This window comes from Meinhardsimonia xiamenensis (assembly GCF_900102905.1).
Lineage (GTDB): Bacteria > Pseudomonadota > Alphaproteobacteria > Rhodobacterales > Rhodobacteraceae > Meinhardsimonia > Meinhardsimonia xiamenensis.
This window is the reverse complement of the sequence record NZ_FNFV01000011.1, coordinates 1-25,687: the sequence shown is the minus strand read 5'-3', so window position 1 is coordinate 25,687 and position 25,687 is coordinate 1. Positions and strand designations below refer to the sequence as shown.

Annotated in this window: 20 protein-coding genes and 1 pseudogene; 6 read left to right on the top strand and 15 right to left on the bottom strand. The window is 68.5% G+C overall.

Features of this window, described 5'->3' with window-relative positions; translation table 11 throughout:
- The first annotated feature begins 7 nt into the window (after positions 1 to 7).
- Positions 8 to 1,432 (top strand): gamma-aminobutyraldehyde dehydrogenase, encoded by a 1,425-nt coding sequence (locus tag BLQ14_RS14600; RefSeq protein WP_092501314.1) that lies wholly within the window; start codon positions 8 to 10, stop codon positions 1,430 to 1,432.
- Between the two features lie 531 nt (positions 1,433 to 1,963).
- Here the strand turns inward: BLQ14_RS14600 and BLQ14_RS14595 are convergent.
- The 15 genes from BLQ14_RS14595 to BLQ14_RS14525 all read right to left on the bottom strand — a co-directional run bounded on the left by BLQ14_RS14595 (position 1,964) and on the right by BLQ14_RS14525 (position 20,839).
- Positions 1,964 to 4,609, bottom strand: a complete 2,646-nt coding sequence (locus BLQ14_RS14595; RefSeq protein WP_092501313.1) for a nitrate reductase — start codon at positions 4,607 to 4,609, stop codon at positions 1,964 to 1,966.
- Positions 4,610 to 4,623: 14 nt separating this feature from the next.
- The gene (locus BLQ14_RS14590) at positions 4,624 to 5,496 is read right to left on the bottom strand and encodes a formate/nitrite transporter family protein (RefSeq protein WP_092501312.1); all 873 of its coding nucleotides are present in this window, start codon (positions 5,494 to 5,496) and stop codon (positions 4,624 to 4,626) included.
- A gap of 18 nt (positions 5,497 to 5,514) precedes the next feature.
- The gene (gene nirD, locus BLQ14_RS14585; RefSeq protein WP_092501311.1) at positions 5,515 to 5,841 is read right to left on the bottom strand and encodes a nitrite reductase small subunit NirD; all 327 of its coding nucleotides are present in this window, start codon (positions 5,839 to 5,841) and stop codon (positions 5,515 to 5,517) included.
- Entirely contained in the window at positions 5,838 to 8,276 is a 2,439-nt protein-coding gene (gene nirB / locus BLQ14_RS14580; protein WP_092501310.1) for a nitrite reductase large subunit NirB, read from the bottom strand. The genes nirD and nirB overlap by 4 nt, the downstream gene beginning before the upstream one ends.
- Before the next feature lie 5 nt (positions 8,277 to 8,281).
- The gene (locus BLQ14_RS14575; protein WP_092501309.1) at positions 8,282 to 9,991 is read right to left on the bottom strand and encodes an ABC transporter ATP-binding protein; all 1,710 of its coding nucleotides are present in this window, start codon (positions 9,989 to 9,991) and stop codon (positions 8,282 to 8,284) included.
- Positions 9,992 to 10,001: 10 nt separating this feature from the next.
- Positions 10,002 to 11,069, bottom strand: coding sequence for an ABC transporter permease (locus BLQ14_RS14570; protein ID WP_092501308.1), 1,068 nt, complete (start codon positions 11,067 to 11,069; stop codon positions 10,002 to 10,004).
- 57 nt (positions 11,070 to 11,126) lie between these two features.
- The gene (locus BLQ14_RS14565; RefSeq protein ID WP_245657131.1) at positions 11,127 to 12,452 is read right to left on the bottom strand and encodes a CmpA/NrtA family ABC transporter substrate-binding protein; all 1,326 of its coding nucleotides are present in this window, start codon (positions 12,450 to 12,452) and stop codon (positions 11,127 to 11,129) included.
- Positions 12,453 to 12,724: 272 nt separating this feature from the next.
- Positions 12,725 to 13,906, bottom strand: coding sequence for an ABC transporter substrate-binding protein (locus BLQ14_RS14560; RefSeq protein ID WP_092501306.1), 1,182 nt, complete (start codon positions 13,904 to 13,906; stop codon positions 12,725 to 12,727).
- Entirely contained in the window at positions 13,903 to 14,487 is a 585-nt protein-coding gene (locus BLQ14_RS14555) for an ANTAR domain-containing response regulator (RefSeq protein WP_092501305.1), read from the bottom strand. Before BLQ14_RS14555 ends, BLQ14_RS14560 begins: the two co-directional genes overlap by 4 nt.
- Before the next feature lie 288 nt (positions 14,488 to 14,775).
- Positions 14,776 to 15,771, bottom strand: a complete 996-nt coding sequence (locus tag BLQ14_RS14550) for an ABC transporter ATP-binding protein (RefSeq protein WP_092501304.1) — start codon at positions 15,769 to 15,771, stop codon at positions 14,776 to 14,778.
- The gene (locus tag BLQ14_RS14545; protein ID WP_176759555.1) at positions 15,768 to 16,802 is read right to left on the bottom strand and encodes a Gfo/Idh/MocA family protein; all 1,035 of its coding nucleotides are present in this window, start codon (positions 16,800 to 16,802) and stop codon (positions 15,768 to 15,770) included. The genes BLQ14_RS14550 and BLQ14_RS14545 overlap by 4 nt, the downstream gene beginning before the upstream one ends.
- Complete coding sequence (locus tag BLQ14_RS14540; RefSeq protein ID WP_092501303.1) at positions 16,799 to 17,638, bottom strand: carbohydrate ABC transporter permease; 840 nt, start codon at positions 17,636 to 17,638, stop codon at positions 16,799 to 16,801. The genes BLQ14_RS14545 and BLQ14_RS14540 overlap by 4 nt, the downstream gene beginning before the upstream one ends.
- Complete coding sequence (locus tag BLQ14_RS14535; RefSeq protein WP_092501302.1) at positions 17,638 to 18,558, bottom strand: carbohydrate ABC transporter permease; 921 nt, start codon at positions 18,556 to 18,558, stop codon at positions 17,638 to 17,640. Before BLQ14_RS14535 ends, BLQ14_RS14540 begins: the two co-directional genes overlap by 1 nt.
- A gap of 62 nt (positions 18,559 to 18,620) precedes the next feature.
- On the bottom strand, positions 18,621 to 19,883 hold the full coding sequence (locus BLQ14_RS14530) for an ABC transporter substrate-binding protein (RefSeq protein ID WP_211295369.1): 1,263 nt from the start codon (positions 19,881 to 19,883) through the stop codon (positions 18,621 to 18,623).
- A 50-nt stretch (positions 19,884 to 19,933) separates the two neighbouring features.
- Positions 19,934 to 20,839: an N-acetylmuramic acid 6-phosphate etherase gene (locus BLQ14_RS14525; protein WP_092501300.1), complete on the bottom strand. Its 906-nt coding sequence runs from the start codon at positions 20,837 to 20,839 to the stop codon at positions 19,934 to 19,936.
- Between the two features lie 151 nt (positions 20,840 to 20,990).
- Here BLQ14_RS14525 and BLQ14_RS14520 point away from each other — a divergent pair, with 151 nt between their 5' ends.
- From BLQ14_RS14520 to BLQ14_RS14500, 5 genes and pseudogenes are all read left to right on the top strand, one after another.
- Positions 20,991 to 21,875, top strand: a complete 885-nt coding sequence (locus tag BLQ14_RS14520; RefSeq protein ID WP_170068478.1) for a glucosamine kinase nucleotide-binding domain-containing protein — start codon at positions 20,991 to 20,993, stop codon at positions 21,873 to 21,875.
- On the top strand, positions 21,872 to 22,630 hold the full coding sequence (locus tag BLQ14_RS14515; protein WP_092501298.1) for a GntR family transcriptional regulator: 759 nt from the start codon (positions 21,872 to 21,874) through the stop codon (positions 22,628 to 22,630). Before BLQ14_RS14520 ends, BLQ14_RS14515 begins: the two co-directional genes overlap by 4 nt.
- A gap of 1 nt (position 22,631) precedes the next feature.
- The gene (locus BLQ14_RS14510) at positions 22,632 to 23,654 is read left to right on the top strand and encodes an SIS domain-containing protein (protein WP_092501297.1); all 1,023 of its coding nucleotides are present in this window, start codon (positions 22,632 to 22,634) and stop codon (positions 23,652 to 23,654) included.
- Complete coding sequence (gene nagA, locus BLQ14_RS14505; protein WP_092501296.1) at positions 23,651 to 24,805, top strand: N-acetylglucosamine-6-phosphate deacetylase; 1,155 nt, start codon at positions 23,651 to 23,653, stop codon at positions 24,803 to 24,805. The genes BLQ14_RS14510 and nagA overlap by 4 nt, the downstream gene beginning before the upstream one ends.
- 404 nt (positions 24,806 to 25,209) lie before the next feature.
- A pseudogene (locus BLQ14_RS14500) lies at positions 25,210 to 25,687 on the top strand (transposase); the annotation flags it as partial.

Here is a 25,687-nt window from a genome sequence, read left to right as displayed (position 1 = left end):
CAGAACCATGGACACAATGATGCTCATCGGCGACGCCTTCGAGGCCGGAACCGAGACCGAGGAGCCGATCCTCAACCCCCGGACGGGCGAGACCATCCTGCGCCTGCCCGAGGCCAATGCCGAACAGATCGACCGTGCCGTGATGGCCGCGCGCGCCGCCTTCCCCCGCTGGGCGCGCACCACGCCAGGGGAGCGTTCGGAGAAGCTTCTGGCCATCGCCGATGCGGTTGACGCCAACGCCGAGGAACTGGCCCAACTCGAGGCGCTCAATTGCGGCAAGCCGATCAACGAGGTGCGCACCGCCGAGATCCCGGCGATTTCCGACTGCTTCCGCTTCTTCGCCGGCGCGGTGCGTAACATGCACGGCCCCGTGGCGGGGGAGTACATGGAAGGCCACACCTCGATGATCCGCCGCGACCCGATCGGGGTGGTCGCCTCGATCGCGCCGTGGAACTACCCGCTGATGATGATGGCCTGGAAGCTCGCCCCGGCCTTGGCGGGCGGCAACACCGTGGTGATGAAGCCCTCCGAGCAGACGCCGCTGACGGCGCTCAGGATGGCGCGCATCCTCGCCGACATCCTGCCCGCGGGCGTGGTCAACGTGATCGTCGGCCAGGGCGGAACGGTGGGCAACACGCTCATCAACCACCCGGAGGTGGACATGGTCTCCCTCACCGGCGACATCGCCACCGGCAAGAAGGTGCTGCAGGCTGCTGCCAACACCGTCAAGCGCACGCATCTGGAGCTTGGCGGCAAGGCGCCGGTGATCGTCTATGCCGATGCCGACCTCGGCCGCGTCGTCGACGGGCTGCGCGCCTTCGGCTATTACAACGCCGGGCAGGACTGCACCGCCGCCTGCCGCATCTACGCCGAGGATGCGATCTACGAAAAGCTCGTGGCCGATCTCGCCGCGGCCGCCTCTTCCATCGTCTATGGGCAGGAGGACGACACGAAAAACGAGATCCCCCCGCTCATCAGCCAGCGCCAGCGTGATCGCGTGGCAAGCTTCGTGCAGCGCGCCGCCGAGAAGGCACACATGGAGGTGGTCACCGGCGGCAAGCCGCACGAGGGGCCGGGCTTCTACTACTGCCCGACGGTGATTGCCGGAGCCCGGCAGGAGGACGAGATCGTTCAGCGCGAGGTGTTCGGGCCGGTGGTCTCTGTCACGCGTTTCACGGCCGAGGATGATGTCGTGGCCTGGGCCAACGACTCCAAGTACGGCCTCGCCTCATCGGTCTGGACGCGCGACATCGGCCGGGCGATGGATGTTTCGGCGCGGCTGCAATACGGCTGCACATGGGTGAATACCCATTTCATGCTCGTCAACGAGATGCCCCACGGCGGCATGAAGCAGTCGGGCTACGGCAAGGACATGTCGATGTATGCGCTTGAGGACTACACGGCCGTTCGCCATGTGATGATCGCGCACTGACGCCTCGCCTGGCACCGGCCCCGGCAGCCCCGCCCGGCGGGGGTGCCAACTGGATTCCCTGCCCCCTCGCGATCCGGCGGTGCCTGTGACTCCCCGGCGCTGACGGAGAAGGGAGCGCCGCGAGGCCATTCGGGGCCTCACTGTTCAAGTTGCGCGTCCTTCGGCCGCTCGGCAGTCTGGCGGGCGCACCTGCCACCTTTCCTGCGACGGGGAGCGCGGGCACGGGCGCGGAGGGGCCGATCTCGCGGATCCCACCTTGCTGGGCGCGGGCCGCGTGGTGGAGGTGTTGCGGGACCGGGCCTTCTCCGCCCTGGGCCCTGCCGCCAAGAACCGGGCCGGCGGCGCGCCGGCATATTTCGGAGAGGCTTACGTGGTCTTCGTGGAGCTTGACCGCACCCCTTTGACACTCGCATTTGTCAGCTGAGCTTCAGGATTTTTCGCTCATTGCGCAGCCCCCATCAGCCGGCGGACGGGTTGGTACATCCAGCCTTTCGCGCACCGGCGCGGCTGGCGCGAGGGGGGAGCACGCAGCTATTCGGCCGCGGCGGGGCGAGGGACGCTCAGGCGGTCGATGAGCGCGGCGACCTCTGCCCGGCACGAGCCGCAATTCGTGCCCGCGCCGGTGGCCGCCGCAATCTGCGCAACCGAGCTCAGGGCTCCGTCCACGATGGCCCGCGCGATCGCGTTCACCCCCACGCCGAGGCAGGCGCAGACCACGGGCCCCTCGTCGGGCGCGTCCGCGGGTGCCATGCCGGTCAGGACATGTGGTGCCTCCCGGCCCAGGCAGGCGGTGATGTGATCGCGCATCAGGGCGACAGGCTGCGGCGCGACGAAAAGCGCCGCGACCAGGCGCCCGTTTTCCGTCAGCGCCCCGCGCCAGGCGCCCCGCGCAGGATCCGCGCTTTCGGCCAGATCGGCGTTGGCAAGCGCGAACAGGCGCCGTGCCTTGGCCGGCCAGTCGGCCACGGGATCTGTTCCGGCCAGTTCCGCCCGCCAGCCGCCTGCGGTCCGCGCCAGCGCCCAGTAGGCGCAATCGGGGCGGAAGGGCCGGGTCGCGACGGCAAAGGCTAACCAGCGCGCGGCAAGGGGGCGGATCGCGACCGGCGTGGCCTTGGATTCGGGCTGGCCCGATAGCGGGTCGCACCGCCCCGCGACCAGCGCCGAGACGCGGCCCGTCGGCGCGGTCTGGCCGGTCCAGTGTATCGGGGCAAAGACCTCGCCCCGCCGCTGGCCGTTGTTCAGGCGCACGCGCAGCACAGCGCGGCCCGTCGCGCTGGTCACCTCGGCCAGCCCGGCCGCGGCAAGGCCAAGGCGCGCCGCGTCCTTTGGGTGGATGTCAAGCCAGGGTTCGGCCATGTGGGCCGACAGGCGTGCGCTGCGCCCGGTCCGTGTCATCGTGTGCCAGTGGTCGCGCGCGCGCCCCGTGTTGAGCACGAAGGGCCGCTCTGCGTCCGGCATGTCGGCGGGCGGGCGGCTGGTCAGCGCCACCATGCGGGCGCGGCCATCGGCGTGGTGAAAGCGCCCGTCGCCATAGAACCGCCCGCCGCGCCGCGCTGCCGAGACGGGCCAGCGTGTGGGCGCAAGCGCGTCATATTCCGCGTCGCTGATCCCGGCCAGGCCCGAGATGTCGAAATCCAGCCCGAAGCCGCCGGCGATACCCGAAAGCGCAGCGTGTTCGCGGAAGATCTGCGCCGGACGGTCCCAGGCGAAGGCGTCGCGCCAGCCAAGGCGGCGGCCGATATCGGCAAGGATCGCCCAGTCGGCGCGGGCCAGACGCGGGCCGGGCAGGACCGGACGCTGCCGGCTGATCGTGCGGTCGGAATTGGTCACGGTGCCGTCCTTTTCCGCCCAGCCCAGCGCGGGCAAGAGCACGTCGGCGCATTCCGCCGTGTCGGTCTGCGCGGTGATGTCGCTGACCACGACCAGCTCGCAGGCCTTCAGCGCCGCGCGTACGCGGTCGGCGTCGGGCATGGTCGCTGCCGGGTTGGTGTGGATGATCCAGATCGCGCGGATGCGGCCCTCGGCCACGGCGTCAAACATCTCGACCGCCTTCAGCCCCGGCCGCTCGGGCAGGGGGGCGGGGGCGTTCCAGAACCGCGCGACGGCGGTGCGATGGGCGGGGTTTTCCAGCGCCATGTGGCAGGCCAGCATGTTGGCAAGCCCGCCGACCTCGCGCCCGCCCATGGCATTGGGCTGGCCGGTGACCGAGAACGGCCCCATGCCCGGCCGCCCGATCCGACCGGTCGCCAGGTGGCAGTTGATGATCGCGTTGACCTTGTCGGTGCCCGAGCTGGACTGGTTCACGCCCTGGCTGAAGATCGTCACGACCCGCGTCGTGTCGATCCACATGTCGCAGAAGGCGCGGATCTGCGCCTCGCTCAGGCCGGTATCGGCGCGATCGGCGCGCGCGGCGGCGATGGCGGCCTCGGCGCCCTCGACATGGGCCAGAAAGCCGGTATCCGTGGCGCCGCGGGCGGCGATTTCGGCCAGAAGCCGGTTGAACAGCGCGACATCGGCGCCGGGGCGGATCGGCAGGTGCAGATCCGCGTCCTCGCAGCTTGCCGTCCGGCGCGGATCGATGACGATTATCCGCGTGCCCCGCGCCGCGCGGGCGGCCATCAGCCGGCGATGCAGGATCGGATGGCACCAGGCCAGGTTCGAGCCCACCAGCACGACCAGATCGGCCTCGTCGATGTCTTCATAGGTGCCGGGGACCGTGTCGGTGCCGAAGGCGCGGCGATGGCCGGCCACGGTCGAGGACATGCACAGCCGCGAATTCGTGTCGACATTGGCCGAGCCGATGAAGCCCTTCATCAGCTTGTTGGCGACGTAGTAATCCTCGGTCAGCATCTGGCCCGACAGGTAGAAGGCGACCGAATCCGGCCCGTGGCGGGCGATGATCGCGCCAAGGCGCCACGCGACGTGATCCAGCGCGCTTTCCCAGTCGGCGGCGCGGCCCCCGACGCGCGGTGCCAGAAGCCGACCCCCGAGCCCGACCGTCTCGGCCAGGGCGGCGCCCTTCGAACACAGCGCGCCGCGATTGGCCGGATGATCGGGGTCGCCGCGCACCGTCAGCCCGCCCGCATCGTCGCGCGCGAGCAGCACCCCGCAGCCGACGCCGCAATAGGGGCAGGTCGAGCGCACGGCCGTGGTCGTGAAGCGCGGATCGGCGGTCATCGGGGCCCCCGCCTTCATTCGGCCGGTTGCAGCATCGCGGCGGTCCCGCGCCCGGCACTGGACGCTCTTGCCGCCCCCTGCCCCGCCGCGTCCTGCCCGCCGCGATAATGCGTGGCGTAGATCATCGCCCCGACAAAGGTGATGCCGCCCACCAGATTGCCCAGAACAGTGGGGATTTCGTTATACAGGAAATAGTCGGCCCAGGTGAATTCGCCCCCCAGAAGGATACCGGCGGGGAACAGGAACATGTTCACGATGGAGTGTTCGAAGCCCAGGTAGAAGAACACCAGGATCGGCATCCACATCGCCATGATCTTGCCCGAGACCGAGTCCGACATCATCGCCGCGACGACGCCGGTCGAGACCATCCAGTTGCACATCACCGCCCGCACGAACAGTGTCAGCATCCCGCCGAATCCCGCCGCGGCATAGCCCAGCGTGCGGGCCTCGCCGATATGGCCCAGCTTCTGACCCACGGCGTCGGGTTCCTGCGTGAAACCCATGGTCAGGATGATTGCCATGAAGACCGCGGTGGTCATGGCGCCGGCGAAATTGCCGATGAAGACCAGCCCCCAGTTGCGCAGAAGTCCGCGCAGCGTCACGCCCGGCCGCCGCGCGATCCAGGCCAGCGGCACCAGCGTGAAGACGCCGGTAAGAAGGTTGTAGCCCAGCAGGTAGAGCATGCAGAAGCCGACCGGGAACAGCAGCGCCCCGATCAGGAACTGGCCCGTATTGACGGCGATCGTGACGGCAAAGGCCGCCGCCAGCGCCAGGATGGCGCCCGCCATGTAGGCCCGGATCAGCGTGTCCTTGGTCGACATGTGCACCTTGGCTTCGCCGGCCTCGATCATCTTGCGTGCCAGTTCGGCGGGAGGAACATAGGACATCGGATGTCTCCTTTCGCTTCAGGCCGCCCGGTCTGCCAGGCGGGTCAGGTCGATGAGCACCCGTCCGGCCTCGATCCGGGCGGGGAAGGTGTCGATGCGGGCGTCCTCGTCCACGGCCTGCCCGGTGGCGAGGTCGAAGACCCAGTTGTGCAGAGGGCACGTCACGCGCGTGCCATGCACGATGCCCTCGTCCAGCGGGCCGCCGCGATGGGGGCAGACGGCCGAGGCGGCGAACACCTCCAGCGCGTCGGTGCGGAACACCGCGACGCAGCCATGCGGCGTGCGCACGCGCCGCGCGCCACGCAGGGGGATGGCCTCGATCGGGCCGATGTCGATCCAGCTCATTCGGCGGCCTCCAGTCTCAGATCGGCGAGCGGCGCGAAGTCGTCGGCATGACGGCGCACCTGCTCGGCCCAGGGGTCCTTGCGATAGACGGATTGCGAGATCTCGAAACGCTCGACGAGGCGGGCGCGTTTGTCACGGTCCTCGACCACGCGGGCGCGCACCCAGTCGAGCCCCACCCTGGCCAGCCACTTGTAGGGCCGGTCCAGATAGCGGGCGTTCTCACGATAAAGCTGGATGAAGGCGGTGACGATCTCGACGGCCTCGTCCTCGGACGCTACCTGGGCCAGCGGCTCGGTCGCCTTCACGTCCATGCCCGCCGCGCCGCCGACGCCGATCTGGTAGCCCGACTCGACGCAGACGATGCCGACATCCTTGCAGGTTGCCTCGGCGCAGTTGCGCGGACAGCCCGAGACGCCCAGCTTGACCTTGTGCGGCGTCCACGACCCCCACAACAGCTTTTCCAGCCGCACGCCCAGCCCCGTGGAATCCTGCGTGCCGAAACGGCACCATTCCGAGCCGACGCAGGTCTTCACCGTGCGCAGCCCCTTGGAATAGGCATGGCCCGAGACCAGACCGGCCGCGTTCAGATCGGCCCAGACGCGGGGCAGATCCTCGGCCCGCACGCCCAGAAGGTCGATGCGCTGGCCGCCCGTCACCTTGACGGCGGGAATGGCGTATTTCTCGGCCACGTCGGCGATGGCGCGCAGCTCGCGCGGGTTGGTCAGCCCGCCCCACATGCGCGGCACGACGCTGAAGGTGCCGTCCTTCTGGATGTTGGCGTGGCGGCGTTCGTTGACGAAGCGCGACTGCGGGTCGTCGCGGTATTCCAGCGGCCAGTCGGCCAGAAGGTAGTAGTTGATCGCCGGGCGGCAGACATGGCAGCCATTGCGCGTCTTCCAGCCCAGCTCCTGCCACACGGCTTCCTGGCTCTTGAGCGGGGTGGTCTTGATCAGCCGCCGCACCTCTTCGTGGGTCAGGTCGGTGCAGCCGCAGATCGGCTGGCGGGTCGGCGCCTTGAAGTCCTCGCCCAGGCAAAGCTGAAGCATCTGCTCGACCAGCCCGGTGCAGCTGCCGCACGAGGCGCTGGCCTTGGTGCGGGCGCGCAGCGTGCCCAGATCGGTGGCGCCGCCCTCGATTGCGGCCTGGATCGTGCCCTTGCACACGCCGTTGCAGCCGCAGATCTCCGCCTCAGGCGGCAAGGCTGCAACGGCTGACAGAGGGTCCTGCGCGCCGCCCCCCTGCGCGGCGGCGGGGCCGAAGATCAGCGTCTCGCGCATCGCCTCGATGGGGGTGCGGTCCCGGATCAGGCCGAAGAACCAGTTGCCGTCGGCGACGTCGCCATACATGACCGCCCCGATCAGCCGGTCGTTCTCGATCACCAGCCGCTTGTAGATGCCGCGGCCGGGGTCGCGGAAGACGATGTCCTCGCGCCCCTCGCCCTCGGCGAAATCGCCCGCGCTGAACAGGTTCACGCCCGTCACCTTCAGCTTGGTCGCGACCTCGCGCACGACGAAGCGCGCCTCGCGGCCCTGCAGCGTGTCGGCGGCGACCCTGGCCTGATCGTAGAGCGGCGCCACGAGGCCGAAGAGATGGCCGTCGAACTCGACGCATTCGCCGATCGCCAGGATGTCGGGATCCGATGTGCGCATCGCCGCGTCCACCTCGATCCCGCGGGCGACCGACAGATGCGCGTCCACGGCCAGCCGGGTCTCGGGGCGGATGCCCACGGCCATCACCACGAGGTCGGCGGGCAGGGTCCGTCCGTCCTCGAGCAGGACGGCCTCGGCCCGGCCCTTGCCGATGATCGCCTTGGTCGCGGCCCGCGTCAGCACGCGGATACCGCGCGATTCCAGGTCCTTCTGCAGCAGGTAGCCGGCGGATTCGTCCAGCTGGCGCTCCATCAGGTGGCCCATCAGATGCACCACCGTCACGTCCATGCCGCGCGCCTTGAGCCCGGCCGCGGCCTCGAGCCCCAGAAGCCCGCCGCCGATCACCACGGCCGCGCCGCCGCGCCTTGCCGCCTCGATCATGGCGTTGGTGTCGTCCAGATCGCGATAGGTGACGACGCCGGGCAGATCGCGGCCCGGCACGGGAATGATGAAGGGGGCCGATCCGGTGGCGATCACCAGCCGGTCATAGGGCAGCTCGCCGCGCTGGCCGATCACCATTTTGCGCGCCCGGTCGATGCGGGTGACATGCTCGCCGAAGCGGCAGGCGATGCCGCGTTCGGCATACCAGGCGTCGTCATGGGTGACGATCTCGGCATAGGTCTTCTCGCCCGACAGCACGGGCGACAGCATGATGCGGTTGTAATTGCCGCGCGGCTCGGCGTTGAACAGGGTGATGTCGAAGGCGTCGGGCGCGTCCTCGGTCAGGTGCTCAAGCATCCGGCCCGAAGCCATTCCGGCGCCGATGACGACAAGTTTCCGTTTCATGGGGGTCACTCCGCTGCCATGGCCGCGCTGCCTGCGCGGTCCGTCTGTTGCGGTTGGCGCCCGTGCTCGAAATCGCGCAGGAAATCGAGCACGGCCTGACGAAGATCGTAATAACCGGGCTGGGCCATCACCGTGCGGCGCGACCGCGGGCGGGGCAGGTCGATGTCGAGGATCCGGCCGATCGTCGCACGCGGGCCGTTGGTCATCATCACGACACGGTCGGCCAACAGGATGGCCTCGTCCACGTCATGGGTGACGCAGATGGCGGTGACGCCGGTCGATTCCCAGACCTCCATCAGCACCTCCTGCAGCTCCCAGCGGGTAAGGCTGTCGAGCATCCCGAAGGGCTCGTCCAGCAGCAGAAGCTTGGGGCTGAGGGCGAAGGCCCGCGCGATGCCGACGCGCTGGCGCATGCCGTTCGACATCTGCGCCGCGGGCCGGTCCATTGCGTCGGCCAGCCCCACGCGTTCCAGGTAGTATTCCACCACCTCCTGGCGCTCGGCCCGGCTGGCGCCGGGATAGACGCGGTCCACGCCCACGGCGACATTCTCGCGCGCGGTCAGCCAAGGGAACAGCGACGGCGACTGGAACACCACTGCCCGTTCGGGATCGGGGCCTGCGACCTCGCGCCCGTCGAGGATGATCCCCCCGGACGAGATGTCGTTCAGCCCCGCCGCCATCGTCAGCACCGTGGACTTGCCACAGCCCGAATGCCCGATCAGGCTGACGAATTCGCCCTTCCTCAGCCGCAGATCGAAATTCTCGACCACGGTCAGCGGGCCCTGCGGCGTGGCATAGACCTTGTTGACCTGCGAGAATTCCAGGTAGCGGTCGGTGTTGGGGCTCGCGGCGGCGCGCGTCACGGCGGCGGGCAGAGTCGAGTCGGCCGCGGCAGGCCGGCCATGCAGCGGCACCACCGAAGGCAGACGCCGCCCGCTGTCCGTGCCGCGCGAGAGCGGGTTGCATTCCATCAGATAGCCGGTGATCCGGCCGCGCAGATCGCGGAATGCGGGGTCGGTATTCATGGCGGTGCGATCGCGGGGGCGGGGCAGGTCGACGGCGAAGGGTGCGCTCAGCGTTCCGTCGGGCCTGAGCACGATGATCCGGTCGGCCAGCAGGATGGCTTCGTCCACGTCGTTGGTGACCAGGACGCAGGTCTTGGCGTCGGCCGCGCGGATGCGCTCGATCTCGTCCGCAAGGCGGGCGCGGGTCAGCGCGTCCAGCGCCGAAAGCGGCTCGTCCATCAGCAGCATCTCGGGGTCCATGGCCAGCGCTCGGGCCAGGTTGACGCGTTGCCTCATGCCACCCGACAGCTCGGCCGGGCGGCGGCTCGCGGCGTGGGTCAGTCCCACGAGCCGGACATACCGTTCGACCCTTGCGGCGCGCTCGGCCCGGGACAGGTCGGGACGCACGGCCTTCACGGCCAGCGCGATGTTTTCCGCGACACTCAGCCATGGCATCAGCGCATAGTTCTGGAAGACGACCGCGCGCTCCGGGCCGGGTCCGGTGACTTCGGCGCCACGGAAGGTGACCCGCCCGGCCGAGGGCCGGTCGAGCCCCGCCATCAGGTTGATCAGCGTCGTCTTGCCGGTGCCGGAAAAGCCAAGGATGACAAGGAATTCGTCCGCCTCGACCTTCAGGTTGACGTCGCGCAGCACCTCGACCCGCATGGGCCCGCTGCCATGGCCGTGGAATATGCCGTGAAGCTCCAGCATGGCGTTCTCCTCAGCGCGTCTCGGAATGGGTGAACGTCGATTGCAGCGCGAACATCACGCGATCGAGCGCGAAGCCGATCAGGCCGATCGTGAGCACCGCCACCATGATGCGCGCAAGGCTTTGCGAGCTGCCGTTCTGGAACTCGTCCCAGACGAACTTTCCCAGGCCCGGGTTCTGGGCCAGCATCTCGGCCGCGATCAGCACCATCCAGCCGACGCCCAGGCTGAGCCGCAGCCCGGTGAAGATCAGCGGCAGCGCCGAGGGCAGGACAAGGCGCGTGATCTTGTCGCGGGTCGTCATCTTCAGCACGCGCGAAACATTGACCAGGTGGCGATCGACCTGCGCCACGCCAAGCGCGGTGTTGATCAGCGTCGGCCACAGCGAGCACAGCGTCACCGTCACCGCCGACACGATGAAGGACTTGGCCAGGACCCCGTCATTCGTGGCATAGAGCGCCGAGACGACCATCGTCACGATGGGCAGCCAGGCCAGCGGGCTGACCGGCCGGAAGATCTGGATCAGCGGGCTCATGGCCGCGTTGGCCGTCGGCGACAGGCCGGCCAGGATGCCAAGCGGAACCGCCACGGTGGCGGCTAGCGCAAAGCCGGTGAAGACGGTCACGATCGAGGTCAGGATCTGGTCGTAATAGGTCGGACGGCCCGTATAGGCTCGGATCTTGACCTTGTCGGCCTGTCCCTCGGCGATCAGGCGGGCGTTGCGTTCCTCCTGACGTGCAAGGAATGCGGCTTCCTTCTCGGCCTCGCGGCGGGCTTCCTCGTGCAGGCCGACGGCCGCCTGCCAGACCTGCGCGGGTCCGGGGATCGCGCCCAGCGAGGTCTGCACGCGCGGCGCGGCGGCGGCCCACAGCGCAAGAAAGGCGATGATGGCCACCACCGGCACGCCCAGCTGGCGCCACAGGGCGCGCATCTGGCGGGCGGGATCGTCGCCGGCGCAGGCGCGCAGGATCGGCGTCACCCAGCCCAGCCCGAGCGGGCGCAGCCAGGTGTCGATCCGCGCGATGTGGTCTAGCGTCCGGGCGCGCGCGCCCGAGGCAAAGGCGGGGTCGGAGGTGCTCATGTCTCTGGTATCCCTGGATGTCTGTCTGGGGACTTGCGGGGGGCGTGCCGCGGCGGCTCAGCCCTCGATCCGGTCGCCAATCACGCGCTGGTCGCCCTTGAGGCCGATCGGAAGGCTGTCGAGATAGGCGTTGGGGTGGCGCGCATCGAAGGGAATGCCGTCGATGATGTCCGCGGCCGGGGTGGGCGGCCGGTAGCCGTCGCTGTCGAAGGGAAAGTCCTCGGGCCGGGCCTTGCCTTCCTCGACCAGCATGCGCGCGGCCTGCAGGTAGATGTCGGGTCGATAGACCTTGCGCGCGACCTCGTCATACCAGCTGTCGGGCCTGGCTTCGGGGATCTGGCCCCAGCGGCGCATCTGCGTCAGGTACCAGATCGCGTCGGAATAGAACGGATAGGTCGCGTAATGGCGGAAGAAGGTGTTGAAATCCGGCACCGGCCGCCTGTCGCCCGGTTCGTATTCGAACGTGCCGGTCATGGAACTGGCAATGACTTCGGCATCGGCGCCGACATATTCGGGCCGCGCCAGGATCTCGACTGCCTGCTCGCGGTTGGCGTTGGCGTTCTCGTCCAGCCAGATGGCGGCGCGGATCAGCGCCTTGGTGATGGCCAGCGTGGTGTTGGGGTATTTCTCGACGAACTCGGCGGTCAGGCCGAACACCTTTTCGGGATTGTTGCGCCAGATCTCGTAATCGGTGATCACCGGCACGCCGATGCCCTTGAACACCGCCTGCTGGTTCCATGGCTCGCCCACGCAATAGCCGTGGATCGTGCCGGCCTCGAGCGTGGCGGGCATCTGCGGCGGGGGCGTCACCGACAGCAGCACATCGGCCCCGATCGTGCCGTTGGCGTCGTTCGGGCCATAGAAACCCGGGTTCAGGCCGCCCGCGGCCAGCCAGTAGCGCAGCTCGTAATTGTGGGTCGAAACCGGAAAGACCATGCCCATGCGGAACTCTTCGCCCCGGGCGCGGAACTCTTCGACAACCGGTTTCAGGGCGCTTGCCGGGATCGGGTGGACCGGGCGGCCCTGGTCGTCCAGCGCCAGATGCGGCTTCATCTGTTCCCAGACCGCGTTCGAGACGGTGATGGCATTGCCGTTCAGGTCCATCGACAGGGGGGTGACGATATGGGCGCGCGTGCCATAGCCGATCGTCGCGGCAAGCGGCTGGCCGGCCAGCATGTGCGCCCCGTCCAGCTCGCCCGAGATCACGCCGTCCAGCAGCACCTTCCAGTTGGCCTGCGCCTCGAGCGTGACATAAAGCCCTTCGTCCTCGAAGAAGCCCAGCTCATAGGCGATGGCCAGCGGCGCCATGTCGGTCAGCTTGATGAAGCCGAATTTCAGCTCGTCCTTCTCGACATCCAGCATCTCGGCCCGGGCGCCCTGCATGGCCAGCACCGTCAGTCCGACGGCAAGTCCCAGCGATTTCACGATGTGTTTCATGTCGTCCTTCCCTCGCCCGGCGGGAAAGACGCCGGGCAAAACACCAAACGGCCGCGTGCCATCCTGCCGGACATGGCAGGGGCGAGCGGCCTTGCTCTGGGTTTTCCCGACTTTGGGAGAAGTGTCTTCCGACTGCGCCGTTGCAGTTCGGATCTGAAATCATGCTGCCGCGAATCCTGCCGCAACGCAACAGGAAAATGCTGCACCGCAACATCCGCCTAGGATACGGGCAGAGCGGGGTCGAAGATGCGTCCATCGAAGAAGCGGTCGGGCAGAAGCGTGATGCCCCCGCGCAGCGACGCGACGGGTGTTGGATGCGTGATGGCGCCTTCGACCTTTTCCGACGCGCCGGGCAGGTCGATGCCCATGGGGCCCAGGTGCCGGCGATACAGGTCGGTGCGGAACACCCGTGCGCCGGCATCCCGTGCCCCGGCCCGGTCCAGCCCGTGCAGGATGGCCAGACGGTCGGCGATGAACCGCGCCTGGCTGCGCCAGGGAAAGGTTGCCAGCCCCGCGTGAAACTCGACGAACGAGGGGACGTGCCGCTGCTGGCCGGTCTGCAGGATCGTCAGCTGGCCCGACAGGGCGCGTTCGATCAGTTCGGCGGGCACGTCGGTCAGGGCGCGGCGGGCCATGAGCTCTGCGGCCGCATCGCGGCTGTCGGGCCGGGACAGCCAGCGCCCCGCCGCCCAGATCGCGCGCATGAGCGCGCCGGTATTGCCCGACGGATCCTCGGCCCGGTCGCGGCGCATCGCCAGGACCTTTTCGGGGGCGAAGGCCCAGATGGCGCGGCCCGCCAGAACCAGTGCGCCCACGCCCGATTCGACCGCGACCGACCCCCAGGGTTCGCCGACGCAGAATGCGTCGATCTCGTCATCGGCCAGGGCGCGGCGCATCAGGGGGGGCGGCACGGTGCGGATGTCGAAGGCAATGTCGGCCAGCGGTGTGGCGCGCGCCCACAAGTCCAGCAGGATCCGGTGCATGGAAAAGGGAAAGGGCACACCCATGCGCAGGCGTCCGCCGGGCGCGGCCCGCGCAAGCGCCCGGGCCGTGGCCAGCGCATCGTTCAGCTCGAAGGCAAAGCCATCTGCGCGCAGGCGCTCCTCGATCCGGCGCGACACGCCGATCACGTCGCCATTCACCGACAGAACGGAGACCGCCGCCAGCTCGGCCCGGACGCCGCCAAGGCCAAGCGCCGCGGCCACCGGGATCGGAGACAGAAGATGCGCGGCGTCAACCTGCCCCAGGATCAGCATGTCCCGAGCCGCAGACCATGAGGGCGCGGCAACGAGGTCCAGCTGCAGGCCCTCGGCGGCGGCAAAGCCCATCGCCTCGGCCACGATCAGCGGTGCGGCATCGACCAGGGGGACATAGGCGGCGCGCAGGACAACGGGTTTCATGCCAACAGCTCCGCCGCCGTGATCAGGGCCTGCGCCACATCGGCAAGGCGGCGGTTCTGGTCCATCGCGGTCTTGCGCAGCAGGGCATAGGCCTCGTCCTCGCCGATGCCGCGGGATTTCATCAGCAGGCCCTTCGCACGGTCGATGATCTTGCGCTCCTCGAGAGCGCGGCGCGTCTGCTCCAGTTCGGCGCGCATCTGGCGCATGACCTGGAAGCGGGCAATCGCGACTTCGAGGATCGGGCGCAGCCGTTCGGGAGCCATGCCATCGACGACATAGGCCGACACGCCGGCCTCGACGGCGGCGCGCGACAGGGCCGAAGCCGCATTCGGCACGAACATCGCGACCGGGCGGTCCAGCGGCCCCGAGGCAAGCGTCAGTTCCTCGATCTTGTCGCGGCTGGGGTCGTGGACATCGATCAGCACGACGTCGGGATCATGGGCCGCGATCTTGCGCGCCAGCCCGCTGTCGCTGCCGATCACGATGACCTCGCAGTCGTCGGCATCCTTGAGCGCATCAACGATCGCAAGCGCGCGCGTGCGATCGTTCTCGACAACGACGATGGTCATCTTTCGGCTCATGCCGCCGATCTCGGGTCGGGCAGGGGCATTCGGCAAGACTCGCTGCCCGTCCGCCGCCCCTGCCACCGTCCGACTGCACGCACAGCGGGCAAATCCCCCCTGCCCCGCACACGGATTGGGCGCTGGTGCGATGGCGTGGCCAAAGGCGGTTCAAGGGGCGCCTGGCGGGCGGCGGTCGAGCATGTCGTTGCCGAGCAGAAACTCCAGATGGAGCTCTTTGTGCGCGCGATCGGAATCCCCTCGCGCTGCGCGTCGACGACGCTAGTCTTCCACGCTCACGGTTTCGGTTCAGCGCAGCCGTCGGCCGGCGGCGTCGAACAGGTAGACGTCGGCCTCGTCATAGCTCACGCCGATCTCCTCGCCTACGGCATGCTCGTGCTGGCCGAACAGGCGCAGCGTGAGGCGGTGGCCGTCGGCGAGGTCGACGAGAAGATTGGTATCGCCGCCCAGATGCTCGACGTGATGGACACGCGCGCGCAGCTGACCGTCGGGCGCGACGCGCAGCCGCTCGGGACGGATGCCGGCCGTCTCGGCCGACTTGCCGAGCACGCCGCCGGGCAGGAAATTCATCGACGGCGCGCCGAGAAACCCCGCCACGAACTGGCTCTGAGGGTCGTTGTAGAGCTGCATCGGCGTGCCGATCTGCTCGATCCGCCCGTCGCGCAGGACCACGATCCGGCTTGCCAGCGTCATCGCCTCGATCTGGTCATGGGTGACGTAGATCATCGTGGCGTTGAGCCTGCGGTGCAGGTCGGCAAGCTCGACGCGTGTGTTCATCCTGAGCGCCGCATCGAGATTGGAGAGCGGCTCGTCGAAGAGAAACAGCTTCGGCTGGCGCACGATCGCCCGGCCGATGGCAACGCGCTGGCGCTGGCCACCCGAGAGCTCGGCGGGGCGGCGGTCAAGATAGGGCTCGAGGTGGAGGATGCGCGTCGCTTCGGCCACGCGCTCGGCGATCACCGGCTTCGGCGTCCCTGCCTGCCGCAGCCCGAGCGCCATGTTGTCGCGCACGGTCAGATGCGGATAGAGCGCATAGCTCTGGAACACCATCGCGATGCCCCGCTTCGCCGGGGGCACATGGTTGACCCTCTCGCCGGCGATCTCGATGATGCCGGCGGTTGCATCCTCGAGCCCGGCGATCACCCGCAGGAGCGTGGACTTGCCGCAGCCCGAGGGACCGACGAAGACGATGAACTCGCCCTCCGCCACCTCGAGGTCGATATCGTGCAGCACTTCGACCTTGCCGAAGGACTTGACGATACCCTCAAGCCTGAGCGCCGTCATCGTGCCGCCTCCAGCTCCACCACCCGGCCCGTGCGAATGGAGTGGTCGGCGGCAAGGCAGATGCGCAGGCTCTGGACCGCATCCTGCATGTGACGCGTCAGATCCAGATCCTCCGCGATCGCCCGCAGCACATGGGCCTGCTCGGCGTCGCACAGCTCCTGGTGACCCGGCTCGGCGGGAAAATCGATCAGCCGGTCCTCGCCGCCGGCCGGGTGGATCCTCAGCCGGCCAACCCTTGTGTGTCCCTCGATCTCGTCCGAGCCGGGCGCATCGGCCGAGACGATGGACACCGCTCCGCGCGGCGAGATGATGTCCTTCACGAAATAGGCGGTTTCCGACATCATCGGCCCCCAGCCGGCCTCATACCAGCCGACCGATCCGTCGTCGAATGTCACCTGAAACTGGCCGTAATTGTACATGTCTTCGGCAATCTCCCCGGTCAGGCGTGCACCTATGCCGTGCACGCGGAGCGGTCGCGCGTCGGTGACCTGGCACATCACGTCGACGTAATGCACACCGCAATCGACGATCGGGCTGGTCGTGCGCATGAGGTTCTTGTGCGTCTCCCAGCTCTGCCCATCGGACTGCTGATTGAGGTTGAGCCGGAACACATAGGGCGGGCCCATGCGGCGGGCCTCGGCGATCAGCCGCTGCCAGGAGGGGTGATGGCGCAGGATGTAGCCGACGACGAGCTTGCGCCCCGTCGCCCGCGCCGTGGCGACCACGCGTTCGGCATCCTCCACGGTCGTCGCCAGCGGCTTTTCGACGAAGACATGCGCGCCCGCCTCCAGCGCGGCAATGGCATAGTCGGCATGGCTGTCGGAGTAGGTGGCGATCACGGCAAGATCGGGGCGCGTGGCCGCGAGCCCTTCCGCGAAGCTCTCGAAGAAGGGGTAGCGCTCGAAGCCTTCGGGCAGGGCGACCGGGCTGCGGTTGACCAGACCGACGATTTCCGCATCGGGGTGGCGGTGGTGGGCGAGCGCATGGCTCATTCCCATGTTGCCGAGGCCGGCGACAAGGACACGGATCATTTGACGGCTCCCGAGGTGATGCCGCGGATCAGCTGCCGCGAGAAGATGACATAGAGGATCAGCGCCGGCAGGATGGCCATGGAAAGCGCCGAGAGCACCGCGTTCCAGTCGGTGACGAACTGGCCGATGAACACCTGGCTGCCAAGCGTCAGCGTCTTGGTCTCTTCCGCCGGGGCGAGGATCAGCGGAAACCACAGGTCGTTCCAGATCGGGATCATGTTGAACACCGCCACCGTGGCCATCGCCGGGCGCACCAGCGGCAGCACGAGGCGGAAGAAGATCACGTATTCCGACAGCCCGTCGATGCGGCCGGCGTTCTTCAGGTCGTCGGACACCCCGCGCATGAACTCCGACAGGATGAACACCGCCAGCGGCAGCCCCTGCGCGGTATAGACGAGGATGAGCGCGGCGAGTGTGTTCACCAGATCGAGCGCCACCATCATCTCGAGGATGGCGACCGTGCCGATGCGGATCGGGATCATGATCCCCAGCGCCAGATAGAGCCCCATCAGCGTGTTGCCGCGGAACCGGTATTCCGACAGCGCGAAGGCGGCCATCGCCCCGAACAGCAGGATGAAGAACAGCGACGCCACGGTAACGATCATCGAATTCTGGAAGTATCCGAAGAAATCGCCCTGCCTGAGCACCGTCTGATAGCCGATCAGGCTGAAGCTGTCGGCGTCGGGCAGCGCCAGCGGCTCGCGGAAGATCGCCTTGCGGGTCTTGAAGCTGTTGATGAGGATCACGAACACCGGAAACAGCGCGACCACGGTCCAGGTCAGAAGGATCGCGTGCGCGGCGAAAAGGTTCAGCGGGTTTCGGCGCGCCTTGTTCATCAGAACTGATACCTCCGCAGCCGGGTCTGGATCCCGAACAGGTAGATGCACACGCCGACGAGGATGATCCCGAACATCGCCGTGGCGATGGCCGCGCCCATGTGCGGGTCGCCAAGCTGCAGCTGGAAGCCGAAGAAGGTGCGGTAGAGGAAGGTGCCGAGGATGTCGGTTGAGAAGTTCGGCCCCGCGAGCGCTCCCTGGGCGGCATAGATGAGGTCGAAGGCGTTGAAGTTGCCGACGAAGGTCAGGATCGAGATGATCCCGATTGCCGGCAGAATCAGGGGCAGCTTGATCTTCCAGAACGCCGACCAGCCGGTGATTCCGTCGATTTCGCCCGCCTCGAGGATCTCATCGGGAATTGTCAGAAGCGCGGCATAGATGAGCATCATCGGGATGCCCACGAACTGCCACACCGAGACCAACGCGAGGGTGGTGAGCGCATACTCCTCCTTGCCGAGCCACGGGGCGTAGAGCGACTTCAGGCCCACCGCGTCGAGCAGCGCCGGCGCGATGCCCCAGATCGGAGACAGGATCAGCTTCCAGGCAAAGCCGACGATCACGAAGGAGAGGATCGTGGGAATGAAGAAGACCGAGCGGTAGAAGCTCACGAAGCGGATCGCCGGGTGCGACAGGATCGCCGCGAGCAGAATGCCGATCGGATTCTGCACCAGCATGTGGATGACGAAGAACCACACGTTGTTGCCGAGCGCGTTCCAGAACGCGTCGGCCCAGAGCGGATCGAAGAAGAGACGGCGAAAGTTCTCGAGCCCCGCGAACTGCCGGACGTTGTCGACCTCGGTGTAGAGCGCAAGCCGCAGCGTGTTGAACAGCGGAAAGACCATGAAGGCGCTGTAGACGGCCACGGCCGGCGCCAGGAACACCACGATGTGCCAGCGGATGCGCGGTTTGCGGTCGCTCATTGGCCCCTCCCCGACCCGCGCCCCGGCCCGGCTTGCAGGCCGGGGCGCGTGCTCCTCCGTCCTTACTTGCGGTACTTGAAGTGCGGCGGATACCAGCTCGCGAGCCCCTGCTCGAGCCTCTCGGCGGCCTCCTCGGGCGTCTCGACCCCCTTGATCACATTGGCCGAGGCCGTCCAGGTCTCGGTCTCCAGGTTGGGGGTGCCGCGCGAGAGGATCTGGTATGTCGAGCGGATCGTCGAGTGGCACTTCTCACGCCAGGAGACGAACTCCTGCGCCAGCGGATCGGACAGCTCGACAGGTGCGGAATTGAGCGAGAAGAAGCCCGGCAGCGCATTGGCATAGATCTGCGCGAACTCGGGCGTTGCCACCCATTCGAGGAAGCGGCGCGCCGCCTCGGCATTGGGGCTCGCCGCATTGAGCCCGATCGCGATGTCGGTGTGGTCGGAGATGTAGCACTCGTCACCGGCCGCGGGCACGGGCGGCGGGAAGGCGCCCATCTCGAAGTCGGCCTGAGCGTTGAAGCCCGAGATTTCCCAGCTGCCGGCGGGGTAGATCGCGGCGCGGCCGAGGGTGAAGAGGTTCTGGCTGTCGGGGTAGGTCTGCGCCTCGTAGCCGTCGCCCAGATACTTGCCCCATTTCGCCAGCTCGCGGAACGGCGCCACCCACGGCTCATCGGTCAGCCCCTGATCCCCGGCGATCAGCGCCCGGCGTCCCTCCTCGCCCTTCCAGTAGTTGGGGCCGATGTTCTGGTAGCCCATCGTCGCCGCCTCCCACTGGTCGGCCGTCCCCATGGCCATGGGAATGTAGCTGCCATCCTCGAGGATCCTGTCGAGCACGGCATAGAACTCGTCCATCGTCGCCGGCGGCGTCAGCCCGAGCTCCTCGAAGGCGTCCTTGTTGTAGATGAAGCCGTGTATGACGCTCGCCATCGGCACGCAGAAGGTGGCGCTGCCGTCGTCGGTCTGCCAGGCGGACTTTGCAACGTCGGAGAAGTTCTCCATCCCCGGCAGGTCGGACAGATCCGCCAGATGGCCCGCCTCGTAGAGCGACAGGGAGGCGTCAAAGGGTCGGCAGGTGATCAGGTCACCGGCGGAACCGGCATCGAGCTTGGAATTGAGCGCGGCGTTGTATTCGGTCGGCGCGGTGGGGGCGAAGACCACCTTGATGCCGGGATGGCTGGCCTCGAAGGCCGGGATGATCTTCTCCTGCCACAGCTGCAGGTCATCGTTGCGCCAGCTCTCTATGGTCAGCGTCACTTCCTGCGCGCCGGCGGCGCCGGCGAGCAGTGTCGAGGCCAGAAGCCCCCCTGTCAGTCCGAGTTTCATGATGTTCTCTCCTCCTTGAACTTTGGTTGTTTTTTCGTGATCCCTGCCGGTTACTCCCCGACCGGACCGGCATGAAGCTCCTTGAGCGCCGGGCCCAGTCGCCCCCCGTGGCGCTCGAGAAGATCAACCGCATCATCGCCGGCGCCGGCCGCGCGCAGGATGGCGAGCTTGACCTCACCACCGCTCGCCTCAAGATGCTGCGCCGCCTGCGCTTCCGTCACACCGGCGATGCAGGAGACGATGGCCGTGGCCCGCGCCCTCAGCTTGGCGTTCTCGGCCCGCAGATTGACCATCATGCCCGCATGCACATGCCCGAGCCGCAGCCCCATCAGCGTGGAAATCAGGTTGAGCGCGACCTTCTGGGCGGTGCCGGCGCCGAGCCGCGTGGAGCCTGCGACGAGCTCGGGCGGCGTGGCAAGGCAAATGGCAATGCTCGCCTGCGCGAAGATCGGCGCGTCAGGGTTGCTGGCCATGCAAACCGTGCGGGCACCCGCCGCCCGCGCCGCCTCCGCGAAGGCAACAGTGTAGGGCGTGGCGCCGCTCGCGGTGACGGCGATGACGACATCTCCCTCCCCCACTCCCGCGGCGGCTGCGTCGCGGCGCGCGAGATCGGCGTCGTCCTCGACATCCGCGGGAAGGAGACCGTCGACCGGAAAACCGCCCGCCATGCACAGCACGACCTGCTCGGGCGCGATGCCGAAGGTGCCGGGAAGCTCCAAGCCGTCCGCCACAGCCATCAGCGCTGACGAGCCGGCCCCGGCATAGACCAGCCGCCCGCCGCCGCGAATCGCCTCCTCCATGGCGCGGGCGGCGCGGGCGAGATCGGGGATCGCCGGGCGCACCGCGCTCACCGCCGCAAGCTGGCCATCGAGGAGCGCCGCCAGCGCCTCAGCGTCGGTCCGGTCCTCAAGGGCCAGGCCGTCGGGATTGATCGACTCGGTCTGCGGGCGCTGCACGTGATTCCCCCCTTCGTTGTTGCAGCATGATACCTTTATGATACCTTTTGTCCAGCCCTCCTGGATAAAATCGATCAGAGCCCCAAGAAACGTCAAGAATAGGGCGATTTTCCACTACCATTCCGGCGACAGGTATCATAAAGGTATCTACATGAGGACTCTCGCCCCCACCAAGGTCATTGCCGTTGACGGCGGCGGCTCGCGCTGCCGGGTGGCGGTCTGCGCGGCTGATGGCACGGTGCTGGGACGCGCCGAGGGGGCGGCCGCCAATCCGGCAACCGATCTCGGGACGGCGGTTCGCCACCTGCGGGCCGCCATCGCCGAAGCGGCGCGCGCCGCCGGCATCCCCGAAAACGCGAACGGGACGGAGATTGCCGCCCTGCCCGCCTGGCTGGCGCTCGCCGGGGTGGTCAACGAGCGGATCGCCGGGGCGGTGGCCGAGGCGATGCCGTTCCGCCAGTGCCGGGTGAGCGACGACCGCCCGTCCAACATGGTGGGCGCGCTCGGGGGCGCGGATGGCTTCGTTGCCGCGATCGGCACCGGCTCCTTTCTGGGGCGCCAGGCGGCGGGCCGGCGCGGCTTCGTGGGCGGCTGGGGGCTGCAGCTGGGGGATCAGGCATCGGGCGCGTGGCTCGGCCGGGAACTTCTCGCGCGCGTGCTACTGGCGGTCGATGGCCTCGCGCCGCGCTCGGACCTGATCAACGAGGTGCTCACCGAATTCGGCGACCCCGGCGAGATCGCTCTGTTTGCCAACCGCGCCTCGCCGGCCGACCACGCCCGGCTCGCACCGCGCGTCGTAGCGGCCGCGCGCGGGGGCGACCGGGGCGCGCTCGCCCTGATGCGCGCGGGCAGCGCCTATCTGGCGCGGGCGCTGCGCAGGCTCGGCTTCGGTCCGAATGATGTGCTGTGCCTTACCGGCGGGCTCGGGCCGGCCTATGCCGAGTTCCTTCCGCCGGCCTTTGCGCGCAATCTCATCGCGCCGCGCGGCAGCGCCCTTGACGGGGCCATCCGGCTGGCGCTGGAGCTCGCGCGATGAGCATGCCCGCGTTTCTCGCGCCCGAAGCCTGGCTCCGCGCCGACGGCGGGCCGCGCTATCTGCAGCTGCGGCGCCGGCTCGAGCGGGCGATCTCCGAGGGGCTGCTCGAACCCGAGGCGCCGCTGCCGCCCGAACGCGAGCTTGCCGCGCTGACGGGGCTTTCACGGGTAACCGTGCGCAAGGCGATGCGCTCGATGGCCGATGACGGGCTCATCGTGCAGCGGCAGGGCTCGGGCTCCTTCGTGGCGCCCAGGCCGCGGCGGGTGGAGCAGTCGCTCTCGCGGCTCACCTCCTTCACCGAGGACATGGCCCGCCGCGGACTCAGGACCACATCCGAGTGGCTCGAACGCGGCCGTTTCCTGCCCGCGCCGCAGGAGGTTCTGGCGCTGGCGCTGGGGCCGAACGACATGGTCGCGCGGATCGCGCGGGTGCGCATGGCGGGGGGCGAGCCGATGGCCATCGAGCGCGCCGCGCTGCCGCTTGACGTGCTGCCCGACCCCGAAGCGGTGCAGGACTCGCTCTACGAGCTTCTCGAGCGGCACGGCAAGCGACCGGTGCGGGCGATCCAGAAGCTCGCCGCGATCAACCTCGGCGAAGAGGATGCCGCGCTCCTCGGCGTCGAGCCGGGGGCGGCGGGGCTCAGCATCGAGCGGACCTCCTACCTCGCCAGCGGCCGGCCGGTTGAGTTCACCCGCTCGATCTACCGTGGCGACAAGTATGACTTCGTTGCCGAACTGAGGTTTTCGGAGGTGTGAGATGACAAGCCGGATGCAGCGTGAGGTGCAGGAAATTCCCGAGGCGGCCGAGCGGCTGCTGAGCCGCGGCGCCTCGGCAGTGGCCACAGCGGCCCGCGCACTCGCCGAGACCGACCCGCCCTATCTTGCCAGCATCGCGCGCGGCTCCTCCGACCATGTCGCCACATATCTGAAATACTGCAGCGAGATCCTGCTCGGCCTGCCCGTCGCCTCGCTCGGGCCTTCCGTCGCCTCGGTCTACCACGCGCCGCTCAGGCTGGCCGGCAGCGGCTGCATCGCCGTCTCGCAATCGGGCCGCAGCCCCGACATCGTCGAGATGGTGCGTGCCGCCCGGCAGGGCCATGCGCTGACCATTGCTCTCACCAACGCCCCCGACTCGCCCCTGGCCACGGCCTCGGTGCATGTGCTCGACATCCTCGCCGGCCCCGAGGCCTCGGTGGCCGCGACAAAGACCTTCGTCAATTCGGCCATCGCCGGGCTTTGGCTTCTGGCCCTCTGGCGCGATGACGGCGAACTCCTCGCCGCCCTCCGCGCCCTGCCCGAGGCACTGAGCCGCGCGATCGCCTGCGACTGGGCGGAGCTGCGCGCAACGCTGGCCGGGCACCGCTCCCTTTATACGCTGGGGCGCGGGCCGGCCTTTGCGATCTCCAACGAAGCGGCGCTGAAGTTCAAGGAAACCTGCCAGGTCCATGCCGAGAGCTACTCCTCGGCGGAGCTGATGCACGGCCCGGTTTCCATCGTCGGCGAAGGTTTCCCGGTGCTGGCGCTGGCTGCGGCGGACGCGGCCGAGCCGCTCCTCGTCGATGTGGCCGAGCGGCTGGCCGAACAGGGCGCGGCGGTGTTCGTCACTTCCGCACGGGCACGCAAGGCCGAGCGGCTCGAGCATGTGCGCACGGGTCATCCCCTGACCGACCCGATCGCGCTCATCGCCGCCTTCTACGCCAATGTCGAGCAGCTGGCGCGCGCCCTCGGCCTTGACCCCGACAGGCCGCGCCATCTGCGCAAGGTGACGGAGACGCTATGACCATCACCGTCCACACCGCCGGAGCCGTGTTCGACGGCGCCCGGCTTCTGGCCGATCACGCGCTGGTGGTCGAAGACGGCGCCGTTGCCGCGCTCCTGCCCCGCGGCGAAGTGACCGACGTTGCGCTCCAGGATCATGGGCCGGGCGTTCTCGCGCCGGGCTTCGTCGATCTTCAGGTAAATGGCGGCGGCGGGGTGATGTTCAACGACGCGCCCACGCTCGAGACGCTGCGCCGGATCGCCTCGGCGCACGCGCGCCTCGGCAGCACGGCGATCCTGCCGACGCTGATCACCGACACGCCCGAGCGGACCGCGCAGGCGATCGCGGCGGCGGTGCAGGCGGTGGCGGAGGGCGTGGCGGGAATTGCCGGGCTGCATCTCGAAGGGCCGCATCTGTCGCGCGCGCGGCACGGCGCGCATGACCCGGCGCTGATCCGACCCATGGTCGAGGAAGATGTACAGCTTCTGCTTGCGGCCGCTGCCCGGCTGCCGGTGCTGAAGGTGACGCTGGCGCCGGAATCGGTCGCCCCCGCGCAGATCGCAAGGCTGGCGGCGGCCGGGGTGGTCGTGTCGCTCGGCCACTCGGACGCGGGCTTTGCCGAGTGCATGGCCGCCGTCGCAGCCGGGGCGCGGTGCGTCACCCATCTTTTCAACGCAATGAGCCAGCTCGGCAGCCGCGAGCCGGGGCTCGTGGGCGCGGCGCTCGCGGCCGGAGAGCTCAGCGCCGGGCTGATCGCCGACGCGATTCACGTCCACCCGGCGACGCTGGCGCTCGCGCTCAGGGCGAAGGCCGGGCCGGGGAAGCTCTATCTCGTCACCGACGCCATGGCGACGGCGGGCTCGGACATCGACAGCTTCACGCTCGATGGGCGCGAGGTGCGCCGCCACGACGGCAGACTCACGCTCGCCGACGGCACGCTGGCCGGCGCCGACCTGGAGATGGCGCGGGCGCTGCAGGTGATGATCGAGCAGGCCGGCGCGGCGCCGGAGTCGGCACTGGCGATGGCGACGGCCGTGCCGGCGCAGGTCATCGGCGCCGGTGACCGTCTGGGCCATCTGGCACCGGGGAGGACGGCGGATTTCGTGCTGCTCGGCAAGGGCTGGGAACTCCGCGGCGTCTGGCGCGCGGGCATGCCGGTGGATCGGGGCTGAACGCGGGGGTGATGTGGACTGCCGCACGGTCCGGGCCTTCGCGCATCGCAGCGGTCATTCGTTCAAGAAACCGAGCTCGCAAGTGAGCACGAGCGCCCGGACGAGACACCGTGCCGGGCGCGCTGGAAGCGTCATCAAGGTGCTGTGCCCCCGAAGTTGGTCCGGCTGAGACCAGAGTCGGCGTTTGAATTTCGCGCGTTTGCGCCGGCGGAGCAATGGGCGACCGGCGCAGCGGTTCAGGTGCGCGGAGCCGGTCGCCCATGGCGGTGAGTTGGGCGGCGAAGTCCTTCGGCGTCTGGTAGCCGAGCGCGGAGTGTGGTCACTCGGTGTTGTAGATGACCTGCCCCCCGGAAGTTCCCTCGCTGTGATGTAGAGTCTGCCGAACCTGAGAAGGAGCAGACGACATGAGGAAAAGCCGGTTCACCGAGGCGCAGATAATCGGGATGCTCAAGGAGCAGGAAGCCGGGATGGCGACGGCCGAGCTGTGTCGCCGCCACGGCCTGAGCCCTGCGACATTCTACAAGCTGAAGGCCAGGTATGGCGGCATGGAGCTGTCCGACGCCAAGCGGCTCAAGCAGCTCGAAGACGAGAACGCGAAGCTCAAGCGCCTGTTGGCCGACGCGATGCTCGACAATGTGGTGCTCAAGGATCTCTTGGGAAAACCCTGACGACGCCGATGGCGCGGTGGGACGCGGCGCTCCGGGCGATGCGGGATCATGACCTCTCGCAGCGCCGAGCCTGCGCCCTGGTCGGTGTCGATCCGAAGACGGTGCGGCGCGAACGGCCGCCCGACAACCCGGAAATCCGCAAGGAAATTGGCAAGATCGCCGAGAAGCGGCGCCGGTTCGGCTATCGCCGGATCGGCATCCTGCTCGAGCGCAA